Annotated in this window: 9 protein-coding genes and 4 pseudogenes; 10 read left to right on the forward strand and 3 right to left on the reverse strand. The window is 52.1% G+C overall.

The features are described from left to right. Nucleotides 1–92: 92 nt before the first annotated feature. From A918_RS21145 to A918_RS0103850, 9 genes and pseudogenes are all read left to right on the forward strand, one after another. Nucleotides 93–1,342: pseudogene (locus A918_RS21145) on the forward strand (IS3 family transposase); the annotation flags it as partial. A 49-nt stretch (nucleotides 1,343–1,391) separates the two neighbouring features. Further along, nucleotides 1,392–2,207, forward strand: coding sequence for an ABC transporter ATP-binding protein (locus tag A918_RS19345; RefSeq protein WP_084664617.1), 816 nt, complete (start codon nucleotides 1,392–1,394; stop codon nucleotides 2,205–2,207). Beyond that, the gene (locus A918_RS0103815; protein WP_022709770.1) at nucleotides 2,207–2,815 is read left to right on the forward strand and encodes a histidine phosphatase family protein; all 609 of its coding nucleotides are present in this window, start codon (nucleotides 2,207–2,209) and stop codon (nucleotides 2,813–2,815) included. The genes A918_RS19345 and A918_RS0103815 overlap by 1 nt, the downstream gene beginning before the upstream one ends. Before the next feature lie 107 nt (nucleotides 2,816–2,922). Continuing rightward, nucleotides 2,923–3,101: pseudogene (locus A918_RS21970) on the forward strand (IS6 family transposase); the annotation flags it as partial. Nucleotides 3,102–3,548: 447 nt separating this feature from the next. After that, nucleotides 3,549–4,139, forward strand: a complete 591-nt coding sequence (locus tag A918_RS0103825) for a hypothetical protein (RefSeq protein WP_022709772.1) — start codon at nucleotides 3,549–3,551, stop codon at nucleotides 4,137–4,139. Between the two features lie 528 nt (nucleotides 4,140–4,667). Further along, on the forward strand, nucleotides 4,668–5,351 hold the full coding sequence (locus A918_RS0103835; protein ID WP_028233351.1) for an outer membrane protein: 684 nt from the start codon (nucleotides 4,668–4,670) through the stop codon (nucleotides 5,349–5,351). A 133-nt stretch (nucleotides 5,352–5,484) separates the two neighbouring features. Continuing rightward, entirely contained in the window at nucleotides 5,485–5,751 is a 267-nt protein-coding gene (locus tag A918_RS0103840) for an autotransporter domain-containing protein (protein WP_022709775.1), read from the forward strand. 49 nt (nucleotides 5,752–5,800) lie between these two features. After that, the gene (locus A918_RS21250) at nucleotides 5,801–6,856 is read left to right on the forward strand and encodes a PDZ domain-containing protein (RefSeq protein WP_022709776.1); all 1,056 of its coding nucleotides are present in this window, start codon (nucleotides 5,801–5,803) and stop codon (nucleotides 6,854–6,856) included. Nucleotides 6,857–7,113: 257 nt separating this feature from the next. Further along, entirely contained in the window at nucleotides 7,114–9,084 is a 1,971-nt protein-coding gene (locus A918_RS0103850; RefSeq protein WP_022709777.1) for a polymer-forming cytoskeletal protein, read from the forward strand. Nucleotides 9,085–9,339: 255 nt separating this feature from the next. On the opposite strand, the pseudogene A918_RS0103855 reads toward A918_RS0103850, so the two are convergent. The 3 genes and pseudogenes from A918_RS0103855 to A918_RS0103865 all read right to left on the reverse strand — a co-directional run. Next, nucleotides 9,340–9,912: pseudogene (locus tag A918_RS0103855) on the reverse strand (transposase); the annotation flags it as partial. A 99-nt stretch (nucleotides 9,913–10,011) separates the two neighbouring features. Then, nucleotides 10,012–10,542, reverse strand: a pseudogene (locus A918_RS0103860) (transposase); the annotation flags it as partial. Nucleotides 10,543–10,554: 12 nt separating this feature from the next. Beyond that, nucleotides 10,555–11,160, reverse strand: a complete 606-nt coding sequence (locus tag A918_RS0103865; protein WP_028233353.1) for a recombinase family protein — start codon at nucleotides 11,158–11,160, stop codon at nucleotides 10,555–10,557. 95 nt (nucleotides 11,161–11,255) lie between these two features. Between A918_RS0103865 and A918_RS0103870 the strand changes: the two genes are divergently transcribed. Next, on the forward strand, nucleotides 11,256–12,836 hold a 1,581-nt coding region (locus A918_RS0103870; RefSeq protein ID WP_028233354.1), incomplete at its 3' end, for a DUF4158 domain-containing protein.

Genomic DNA, 12,836 nt, shown 5'->3' on the forward strand with positions numbered 1-12,836 from the left:
GCGCCACTTGAAATCGTTCATCAAAAGTCTCGCTGAAAATTGTCAGCATTCTTTCGGACATCGGCAAAATTTTTGCAACAGAGCCTGCAATGTTGACCGCATGGGTTCGGGAGGCGTTCCCTGAAGCTCAAAAATCTACAGTTGGTAGGGCTGCTCCTCCACGATATCCGGAGACATTGAAGAAGACTGGCGTCGTGGGGCTTTATAATCGGCAAGAAAGTGCGCAGTCCCTGGCTGAAAAGCTCGGCGTATGCAGACCGACACTGTATAACTGGAAAAACCAGTTACTTGGTCCGGAGGCTCCTACAATCATGAAACGTAAGAACAACTCGCCGCCAGTGCCAGAGCGAGAAGAATTAGAACGTCAGCTCGCAACACTGCAGCACGATATTCAGAAACTGCAGCTTGAGCACGACCTTTTGAAGAAAGCGAATGAAATTCTAAAAAAAGAACTGGGCGTCGATCTGCAACTCCTGAGTAATCGGGAGAAAACGCTGTTGGTTGACGCCCTAAAAGATCTTTATCAACTCTCCGATCTGCTTGCTCAGTTGCGACTGGCGCGCAGTTCATATTTTTATCATCGAGCCCGTATGAGGGTGACCGACAAGTACCTCACTATACGTCAGAACATCACCGAAATCTTCGAAGCCAACCGTCGATGCTATGGCTACCGCAGGCTACAGGCGTCATTGGCCAAACAATGCGTTACAATCTCAGAGAAGATTGTGCAGCGCTTGATGAAGCAGGAGAACTTGATCGTTGCCGGCGTCGATACCGCTCTTATCTTGGAGAAATCAGTCCGGCACCCGAGAACCTTATTAATCGCTACTTCCAGGCCTCAGCCCCAAACGAGAAATGGCTGACCGATATCACTGAATTCCATATACCGGCTGGCAAAGTGTATCTCTCACCCATCATCGACTGTTTCGATGGTTTGGTTATCAGCTGGTCTATCGGAACGAAACCCGATGCGGAATTGGTCAATATGATGCTCGATAACGTCATAGAAACTCTCACAGGTAGAGATGAGCGACCAATATTGCATTCTGATCGTGGTGCACACTATCGCTGGCCGGGTTGGCTATCGAGGATTAGTCATGCGAAGCTGGTGCGTTCAATGTCCCGCAAGGCGTGCTCCCCAGATAACGCTGCGTGCGAAGGCTTCTTCGGAAGGCTGAAAACAGAGTTCTTTTATCCCAGCGATTGGAAGAACACCACACTCGAGCAGTTTATCAATGAAGTTGATGGCTACATTCGGTGGTACAACGAGAAACGGATCAAGATATCGCTTGGCGCTCGAAGCCCAATCGAATATCGAAACAGTCTTGGCATTGTGACGTAAAACCAGTCCAAGTTTTTGTCCGCACCCCCAGGGAGTATCCGGATGGACAATTGAACCCGCCGAGCGCAACACAGGACTAGTGTTTCAATCCTATGCACTATGGCCGCATATGACTGTGGGTGGAAACGTTGAATGGCCACTCAAGGTGGCTGGGCTGCAGAAAGCTAACCGTAGGGCCCGCGTTCAAGAGGTTCTGGAGCTGCGTGGAATTGGCAAGCTGAGCGCACGATACCCGAATGAAATCTCCGCGGGGCAACAACAGCGTGTTGCCATTGCACGCATGATTGCACCAAAACCAGGAATACTGCTCTTCGATGAGCCTCTCTCGAATCTGGATGCCAAGTTACGCGTAGAAATGCGCACCGAGCTTCTGCGGATTCATCGTTCCACCGGGGCAACTTCCGTGTATGTGACGCACGATCAAGTGGAAGCCATGACCATGGCTAGCCACGTTGCCGTAATGAATGGCGGACAGATCGAGCAATTTGGTAGTCCCGAAGAACTGGTGGCAACACCATCGAGCGATTTTGTAGCTACCTTTGTCGGAACCCCTCCTGCAAACGTGATCGCAGGCAATCTTATTCCGGAGGCTCACACGCTATCCAGTGCCAATTCCGGCGGAAGCTTTATGTTTCGCGCGGAAGATATCAGCGTCAGCCATGAGGCAAAACCAGGCTCCATCGAGTTGGATTTTGCCGAGGCAAGTCCGCTGGCCGGACGAAGCATGATTACGGGTACGAGAAATGGTTTTCGTCTAACGGCTGTGACGGATATCCAGGACCGGTTTTCGGTCGGAGAAACCATTCATTTTATATTGCCAGCTGTCGCGGCTGCACGTTTTGATGATCAAGGGAAGCGAGTGTAATGAATCGTCTATTAATTGTTCGCCATGGTGAATCCGAATGGAATGCGGTCCGTCGACTTCAAGGACACGCAGATATCGAGCTATTACAACACGGACGCAATCAAGCCTTGGCTCTTCGAGCAACAGTACAAGCGCTTTCTCCCGAACTCGTCGCTACATCTGATCTAAAACGCGCACGGGACACAGCTATCTTGCTCGGCTTTGACGATGCTGAGCCTTTAAATGATCTGCGAGAACACGATGTAGGCGACTGGACAGGGCAAGCTATCAAAGACATCCAGACACTGAATGGCGACGCTTATGTTAAATGGCGAGCAGGCTTGTTTACTCCTCCTGGAGGTGAAAGTTGGGCTGAGTTTCAAGCCAGGACAAAAGGGGCTATCCTAAGATTGGCTGAAAAAACATCAAACACCTTACTGGTTGTTGCTCATGGAGGTGTCGTCAGAGCCCTCCTTGAAACCTTTCTGGATTTGACGCCAAGAAGGACCATTCCAGTAGGCACTGCCAGTTTGACCGTTCTGCGCTGCAATAATGGTAATCACGCAGATATGCGCCTCGAGCTTTTTAATTATAGCCCAACTGGTCCGCGACTGGACGCACCAGACTAGGCTATGTTGATAAAGTGCGGCAGCCATATTTGGACGCCGGCGATGGCTAAGAATGGCTAATTGCGAGTCTTCTTTCGCGTTTTCATACCAGGATGGACTGAAGCCGTGAGAATCACCGGCGTATCAAACGTCGGATAAGGTCAATGCTTGGATTCAATGCACAGCCTCAGCCAGCATCACTTTGGCAGGCATAGAACTCATTCATATGATGCGAAAGTAGCAGGGTATCTTCGCGGCGGCGACACCGCTTTCACTCAAACAACAGTTCACAGCCCTCGCGGCATAATTGCGTCTGCAGCTAAGACATGCACCGTGATGAACGAATTCTTGCAACGGAACAGCAGAAAGTCCGTATCGTTGAGGACGAGTTGCTTCTTGCGCTTGATCTCGAAACCCATCTTGAATTTCTGGCCCCAAGGTCGTCGGCATCGCCGGTGAAGCCAAGGAAGCGCTGGCCCTCACCGAATTGGCTTCCCCTGACCTCGCGTTAGTCGACGTCAATCTCCGTGATGGGCTTATCGGTCGGCAAATAGCCGCCTGCCTTGTAAAAAGTATGGATGCCCCAATGGCGTTTGCTTGGATGAGGAGAAATGCCAGTGGGCCTAACGGATTTTGGAGAAACTGCTCGGCAAATTATCTGAGGAAGGAACCGGAATTTGAATTGACAGGGAGCAGGCTATAATCGACCTAATCGAGTTGTCAATCGTGTTTCTATCCGGCAAAGTTGAGCATAATGAATGAAGGTCCTTCTATCGATCCCGCAGTCTTCTCCTATGTCCGTACCGTCATCAGCATCATTGTCGGCTTGAGCATCGGTAGATTACTGACGGGCATTGCTCGCTTTATTCAACATCCTAAAAAGCAAAAAATATTCGCTGCGCACCTCGCGTGGACGTTCTTCATGTTAATTTATGTCATTCATTTTTGGTGGTGGGAGTTTCACCTTGCAGCGGTTCACTGGAATTTTGCCATATATTGCTTCGCAGCGACGTATGCCAGTTTAATATTCCTTCTCTGTACACTTCTATATCCGGATACAATGTATGAATATAAGGGCTTCGCAGACTACTTCATGTCACGGCGAGCCTGGTTCTTCGGTATTCTTATCGGATTATTCATTTTCGACATCGTTGACGGATGGATCAAGGGACCTGGCTATCTATCCTCGTTCGGACCGGGGTTATGGATTCGACTGGCATTCTATGCTGCGGGCTGCACTGCTGCCATTGCAGTCAAGAATGTGAGATTTCAAACTGCCTTTGCCATTGCTGCGTTGGTCTGCGAAATAGGCTGGGCGCTCGCCGAGTATTATACGTTGATATAGGACTTTTATTTTGGTTTGTGGCCTGAGGGCGTTGTCACGTTAAGTTTGTTATGCCGAGAAAGGTCAGCGGCCCCCAATATTTCAGGCGCTGCAGGGCGCAATGTACCGCTGACCTGATGTGGTGGACGGCCTCCGCTCCCGGCATCGTAATGTGCCAAAGCGTGGCTGCCGAAAGTCACATAAGGGAGAGCCGTCCATGGAGAAGATTACCGCGCCAAAGATCGCTCATCTCAGCAAGGGCGGTCAGCGCGTCGATCAGCCCAATCCGGGGTATGGTGCGCAACTGCCAATAATCGCGCAACTACCTAATATTTGAATGGCCTCGAACCCTCAGCTTTCAATTTGATTTTGTGCCCTCTCAACTATTTCAAATTGTTAGAAAACTGCCGAATTTCAGGAAATAACCATTTAATGGCGATCGTTGGACTTATTGCTACGCTGACATGGGCCCTGTTGCTCCTCGGATACATACTTTTTCATTCGGCATAAGTATCAATGGCGGCAACTAACGATTTCGAGGATATCAGAATGGCACTTAGAACGATACTGGCGGCCTCCGTCTTGACGCTTGCTGGACTCTCGGCTGCCCACGCAGCAGACGCTATCGTTTCCCACGACCCAGCCCCAATCACCTTGCCTTCCTTTAGCTGGAGCGGTGCTTATGTCGGTGGCCAGATCGGCTACGCTTGGGGTAAGTCCGATTTTAGTAATGACGCTGGAAACGCTCGTCTGAAGCCAAACGGATTTCTCGGCGGTGTATATGCTGGTTACAATTTTGCCCTCAACAATAACGTTGTGCTCGGCATTGATGGTGACGTTACCTACAATGATCTTTCTGAGAAAGTAGATATCATTGATGCGGACAACTTCACTGTAGGTGAGTTTGAAAATAAAGTCCGTTGGTCTGGTGCGGTACGCGCGCGAGCCGGTTATGCCGTTGATCGTTTCTTGCCATACGTCGCTGGTGGCGTCGCATTTGCTAATTTTAAAAGCGCAGGTAATCTCTACGACCGTAACTTCTCTGAAAGCAAGACGCTTACGGGTTGGACACTTGGTGCTGGTGTAGATTATGCAGCTACCGACAACCTAATCGTAAGGCTTGAATACCGTTATACGGATTATGGTCATAAAGATTTTAGTTACGACGGCGCCGTCTTCCGCGACAAGCTCAAGACGAATGATATTCGTCTTGGCGTAGCTTACAAGTTTTAATGAAAGTCTTCTGCCAGGCTCGGTCATGGAGTCTGGCAGACCGCATATATTGCTGCGGTCGGATCCAGACCGGTATTCGAACTAACGAGCGGAGATCCGGCGCACACCATAGCTCGTCTTGACCCGCCCGTCGATGACGTGGACGTGGCGGGCTTTTTGCTTTGAACTTGGATGGCGTCATGCTTTCGGCGATGTCAGCCCCCAAACGGATCTGGTTTTCGCCGGCGGCTCTTCATTTGGCATCGAAGGTGATCCGATAGCAAGAAGTGCAGCTTTGCTCGAAGCCGGCGTAGATGTCGAACTCACCGACAATGCGACGCTAGGCATCACCTATCAGGGGCAGATTGCCTCAAATGCCAGGGAACATGGGTTCAATGCCAAGTTGAGTGTTCGCTTCTAAGCGGACCTCGCTTCGCCATTACAAACACTCGAAAGCAGAGGAGTGCGAAATGCAGCGAAACTTTACCAAGGTAGCCGTACTGCTCACACGTCTTATGGCGACGACTGCGAGGTTGGCCGCGATAACTGGACTGACAATTCCAAACACCGTGACGATGGCTTACGCTAAATACGATCTGCCGCCGCCATATGTCTCGAAGGCACTGGGCGCGGTACTAATCCCGATTAATCATGAGACACGTCATCGCTATCAGATCCCTCCGAAATTGCGGGGTGTGTATGTGCTCGCTGTCTCTCCTCACGGGGTCGCGGCGAAGCAGGGAATTCGGCCGGGGGATGTCCTCGCCACTGTTAGAAGTCGGCCGATTGTAGCACCGATCGATGTAGACCGCTTTGTATGGGCTGCCCTTGCCGTAAGCGCTACCAGTTTTCTATTTGGTGTTAATCGAGGGATCGAAGCCACCGACATAGTCCAGATCAATACCAATATCACGGTCGCAAACTTCAACACCACTATTAACTACAACAACATTAATAACTGGACAAGCATCGATAATCGAAGCGACTGGACCCAGATTGTCAATCAGTACAATACAAATATCAACACGAGCATTGTCGATAACAGCTATCGTTCTGAAACCAACATCAACAACGGTGGAATCCCGGAGCCAGGCCAGAATTTTGATGGCACCAATAGAACTAGCGACGATGTACCAGAGCCGGGCCAGAACTTTGACGGAACAAACCGCAGCAGTGGCGACATCCCAGAGCCCGGCCAGAATTTCGATGGCACCAATAGAACTGGCGACGATGTACCAGAGCCGGGCCAGAACTTTGACGGAACAAATCGTAGCAGCGGTGACATCCCTGAACCTGGACAATCGAACCTGTCTGGCACGGATGACAACAGCCCTGATGACGGCGCAGACGACAACAGCTCCGATGACAGCGCAGACGACGACAGCTCCGATGACGGCGCAGACGACAACAGCCCTGATGACGGCACCGACGACGACAGCCCTGATGACGGCGCAGACGACAACAGCTCTGATGACGGCACCGACGACAACAGCCCTGATGACGGCGCCGATGACAATGTTGAATAGGCTGCATTTCCGGCCGTAAACCCGGTTTACGCGAGTTAAGCTTGCCCCGGCACGTGTCCACGGGCATTGAGGGGTAAGGTATTAATCTCACATTCGTATGTCGCAGACAGATCCATAAAAAAATGGGGGGGGGCAGACCAGGTTCTTTAAAGAAGTACTGTCGTGGCGGCCCTTCGCCGTGCCGCACGTTGTCCGTCTTGAGTATCTTCTGCTGTTACCCACGTTCCCCAACCAGACCAGGCATTGGACACTATCTCATGAGCAAATACCGATCTCAACGTGATTTCAACGCGGGTCGCTGGGGTGTAACTGCGTGGTTTTTTGGAAGTTTTGTGCTAACCGTCTTCGCTGACAACGGAGTAAGCTTTGCTCAAACGGAACAGCCGGTTGCGATACCATTAAAGCATGTCCCTTCAAACGACGACCCCAGTGATTTTGATGCCCTTGGTATAATGATCGGAATCAACGGGGAGGCGGCTAGGCTCTATCAATTCGATACCGGCTCAGACATGTTTGTGGGGCAGATGGGCCAAAACCTGCCAAAACGCACGGCAGAGGCAGACTCTAAACCATCATTCTATTCCTATTCAGACGGAACCTATGGTTACTGGATGCAGAAAATACATTTCGAACGCATCTCGTATTTTCAACCGGATAACCCTATAAGTCCCGTAGTTACAATTTCCGGGGATTTCGTAGCCGGGGAAGTGCTTGACTGGGTCTTGACCAAGCAGCACCCCAATTTCAAAGACAAGCAGACCACCGCCAGACCCGTGGGGCATGACGAGGACGGTACGCCACTCTATGCCGATTTGGATGTCAGAAAGCGGATAGAGAATGACCAACCAAGTGATCATCCGCCTTTCTACGGAACTTTCGGTACGGGCGACTTCGTTGAGAAATCGGGCGGGAGTGCTGCTTTAGGTACGCAAACAGAAACCGGGTATATAATATCCGCAAATGCCAATATTGGACATAAAGTCACTCCGGGTTGCGCGCCTTGCTTAACTTTGAACTTGGCGCCTAACATTCGATCACAGTTCACCGCATTGGTCCCTTGGGGAAAATTGGATTATGAGTTCTCCCAGCGTAAATTTTTCGGATCTAACGCGAATGCTTCCACAGAAGAGGAAGGCAACTATAACTATGCAATTGCCTTTTCTGTAGGAAAGAAAAAGCGTGCGGTTAATTTTCAAACCAAGATGCTATTTGACACCGGTTCACCAAACTTTGTGTTTATCGATGACTCAAGCGTTCTATCAAAGTTACGCAGTAATGGCTTCAAACTCGCTGAGTACGATGTGGATTTGATCGATTTCAGATTAACGGGATTTCACGACAAGCAAAGTCATTTCGAGTATGAAGATGTAATTGCCGAACGTGATGCCGACGAAATAGAGGGCAGTGGCGTTACGCTGGGCATGCCGTTCTTCCAGCAAAATGCTGTCATGTATGATCTTGAAAATAGAACTACAGCTGTTTCACCGTACTTCGTAACAGCCGAAGATTTTACCACCGATAACTCTGTGAAAAATAAGAGCTTTCTCGGTCGAATAACAAACAGATCGGGCAGTTCTGGTTGGCTGGGGCTGGCCGGCGTTATTTCCGGTGCAGGCGATGTTCTCATCGATAAGGGCGCAAACGTAAGGATGACCAACGCCAATACATACACAGGCCTCACATCAATCGCTGCCAACAGCAATCTACATCTTTCAGGTCCAGGTGGCATAGAACATTCTTCGCAAATCCGGATCGATGGATCACTGTATATCGACCAAAAAGGGCAGCATCTTGCATCGTGGAACGTTCCGCCCGGACTGAATGACGCGCGTCTCCGAGATATCTCAGGAAAAGGGGATATTTTCCTCGGCTCAAACAAACTGATCTTGACAAATGCGAACAGCGTTTTCGAAGGAAAAATTTCAGACCATAACGATGAAGGTAAAAATGCTGGCGGTGGTATCGTGCTTCGGGCTGGAAAACTGACTATTGCAGGCAAGACTGATTATTCCGGTTTAACCGACGTCGCTGCAGGCGCGGAACTGCATGTTACGGGCGAACTCAAGGGTGACGTCTCGGTCAAAGGCAAACTCATCATTGATGGCAGGGTCAATGGAGCCGTCAAAGTTGCCAGCGGGGGAAGTGTCTCTGGGGCCGGAAACGTTGGTAATCTCATGGTTCTTGAAGGCGGTGAATCTGCAACAACGCTAACGACCGTAACCGACTGATTCAATCAGATTGGAGCTTTCATCGATATCAATATGCACCATGGCGGTTGTCGCTCGTGCAACGGTTTGCAGCCTCGGTCCATTCCTGACGCTTTACGTTGGGAAAACCACTCGGATTTGTCCTGATCCTTTACGCACCGATTTTTGTATTGGCAGAAAAGCGTTGCTCCACTGGTCTGCCCCATCGTGTGATCCGTTTGGAATGTTAGTGCATGATGGGTCGACTTGCCACTGTTGGTGTTTGACGGTAAGCGGTCAGCCGATGGCGTTAGACTTGAAGTTCCAAGGCATAAGGGCTTCGATTTCAGTTACAGGCCAGCCTTGAGCAATGCGGCTTAGTGTTTGGGATAGCCAGTCGAGCGGATCGACGCTGTTCATTTTGCATGTCTGGAGAAGCGTGGCCAGTGTAGCCCAGGTCCGTCCACCGCCTTCGCTTCCGGCAAACAGGCTGTTTTTCCTCGTGATTGTCTGTGGTCTGATCGCGCGCTCGACAATGTTGCTATCGATTTCGACCCGGCCATCGATGAGGAAGCGCTCCAGGGCCTCGCGCCGGGTGAACGCGTAGCGGATCGCCTCTGCGGTTTTGGACTTGCCCGAGACTTTACCCAGTTCCTTTTCCCACAGGTCGAAGAGGCGGGCGACAATGGTTTCGGACTGTTCCTGACGGAACGCGGCGCGGATGTCGGCATTCTTGCCGCGAACCTCATCCTCGATCTTCCACAATTTGGTCATGGCGATGACCGTATCCGTTGCAGCCTGCGAGATCCCGCTGACGTGCAGATCGTAAAATTTGCGGCGCAGATGTGCCCAGCAGCCTGCGAGCTTTATCGTATGCGCCGTCTCTGCCCCATTGATTTTGGGTTTGCGCTTGAACTTTTGCGGTTTCGCTCATTCGATGAATGAGCGTATTTGTTACTCACAAATGAGCTAATTTTTGCTCTCATTCACTCGGCGTGCATATGCCCAAGGCATCAGGGTGTCGATGTTTCTGACGAGGTGACCGTTGGCGAGGCTGGTGAAGAGATCGCGCAGATAGGCATAGGGCTCGACGCCGTTCATCCGGCATGTGCCGATGAGACTGGCGAACCGGGCCCAATTGCGTCCACCTTCATCATGACTACAAAAAAGCGCATTGCGACGGTTCATGGCCGGACTGCGGATGGCATTTTCGACGAGGTTGGAGTCGATGTCGACATGACCGTCATCGAGAAACAGCCGGAAGCCGTCCTGACGCCGGAGCATATAGGCAAGTGCTTTGCCCAGATCGGATTTGCGCGAGATGCGCTTTGCCTGAGCCGCAAGCCAGGCGAAGAGCTCGTCCACCAGTGGCCGAGACAATTCCTGTCGCATTGAGCGGCGATGTTCAGGTTCCTTGCCACGAATGGCTTCCTCGATCTTGTAGAGCGCAGCGATGCGCAACAGCGCCTCATCCACGATGGGGTCGGTTCCGGCTGAGGGCAAAATGACACCCTAAGCGTTCGACCTGTGTCGTTGCACGATGTCAACGACGGTGTTCTTGCTGATTCCGAGATCACGAGCAATCCAGCGGTAACTTCGCCCTTCTGCGCTCAACGTAATGACCTTCGGCGCAAGACGATCTGATTTGGGACGCTCTCCGGTCTGGCGGCCGAGCTTTTTGCCGCGCGCTTTTGCTGCGGCGAGGCCGGATTTCACCCGTTCGCTGATCAGGTCACGTTCGAACTCCGCAATGCCGGAAAGGAATGTCGCCTGCATCCGACCATGAGGCGACGACAGGTCGAAAGTCATGCCGTTCATGGCGATGACAGAAACCTTCCAGCTTTCCAGCTCGCGCAATGTGTTGAGCAGGTCGATTGTTGAGCGTCCCCATCTGGACAATTCCGCGACCAGGATCGCATCAACCTGTCTAGCCTGAGCAAGCGCCAGGACTTTTTTGCGTTCGGCTCGATCGAGTTTCGCGCCGGAGCCCGTCTCCTTAAAAGTTGCTACCATGTCGTACCCGGCACGACTGGCGAATGCCGTCAGGTCACGCTCCTGCCTTTCGCACGACTGATCAGCGGTTGAAAAACGACAATAAATTGCGGCGCGCTGTCCCAATTGAACCCTCGTGGATCTTGATGCAGGAAGGCCTTGATTTGTATGGGCTGATTGTTGTCCAAAACAGACTATACTTCAATAGGGACAATCGCATCATGCCAAGGCGACACATTCTCACCGAGCGTCAGCGCTCGGCACTGTTCGATTTGCCTACCGACGAATTGTCGCTGCTCACGCATTACACACTGGCCGACGACGATCTTGAACATATCCGTGAACGGCGTAGACCGGAAAATCGGCTCGGGTTTGCCCTACAGCTCTGCGCGCTTCGCTATCCAGGTCGGGCGCTGACAGCCGGCGAACTGATCCCACAAGAAATCCTTTCCTTTATCGGCGCTCAGCTCGGCATCCCGGCCGATGCGCTTCTCACTTACGCCGCACGGCGCCAGACTCGCCAACAACATATGGAAGCCTTGCGCAATATCTACGGTTACAAGGCTTTCGCGGGTCGTGGCGTCCGTGATCTGCGAGACTGGCTTGTCGATCAGGCTGAAGATGCCAGGTCCAATGAAGATCTGGCACAGCGTTTCGTTGCACAGTGTAGGAAAATGATGACGATCCTGCCGGCGGTGTCGACCATCGAGCGCCTGTGTGCGGACGCTCTCGTTGTCGCCGAACGACGCATCGAGACACGAATTGCCGACCGGCTTGACCTTGAGGCGCGTGAGCGACTGGACGGGCTTTTGACCGAAATGGTTGACGGAAACATTAGCCGTTTCATTTGGTTGCGTCAGTTCGAGGTTGGTAGCAATTCGGCGTCAGCGAACCGCTTGCTTGACCGCTTGGAATTCCTGCGCGGTCTGGAAGTCGATCCCCAAATCCTCTTCGGCACTCCGCCACACCGCATCGCGCGACTGCGTCGGCAGGGAGAGCGCTATTTCACTGACGGCCTGCGCGACATCAGCTCGGATCGAAGGTGGGCGATCCTCGCCGTTTGCGCCGTTGAATGGGAAGCCGCAATTGCCGACGCCATCATCGAAGCCCATGACCGCATCGTCGGCAAAACCTGGCGAGAAGCGAAACGGTTGCATGACGAGCGGATCGCTAGTTCCAAAACGGCAGTCACCGATACGCTTCGCGCCTTCACGGCATTGGGAGCTTCGTTGCTTGAAGCCCGCGATGACGGCATTCCGCTGGAAAATGCAATAGCGCGAACATCCGACTGGCTTCGGCTTGAACAATTGGTCGCAGCAGGGACGCAGCTTACCAACACGTTGGCAGACGAGCCGCTGGCCCATGTTGGACAAGGATATCATCGCTTCCGTCGATACGCGCCAAGGATGTTACGATGCTTAAAGCTGAAGGCCGCGCCAGTGGCCGAGCCGTTGATTGCAGCGGCAAAAGCCATCGGTGAAACGCGTGCGCCGACATCAACCGGTGTATCCTTTCTGCGACCGAATTCGAAATGGCATCGTCATCTCCGCGCGCGAGATGGGGGCGACATTCGTTTATGGGAGGTTGCGGTCCTCTTTCATCTTCGCGATGCTTTCCGATCGGGAGACATATGGCTTGATCATTCCCGCCGATACGGTGATCTCAAGCAGGTTCTTGTGCCGTTGACCTCGGCGCAGGCAAACGCCAGGCTGGCAGTTCCTCTCGATCCTCAAGCCTGGCTGGTAGATCGCAAAGCCCGTCTTGCGGACGGTTTTAAGCGGCTGGCGCGTGCCGCGCGCGAC

The organism is Pseudochrobactrum sp. AO18b (assembly GCF_000409565.1).
Taxonomy (GTDB): Bacteria; Pseudomonadota; Alphaproteobacteria; order Rhizobiales; family Rhizobiaceae; genus Pseudochrobactrum; species Pseudochrobactrum saccharolyticum.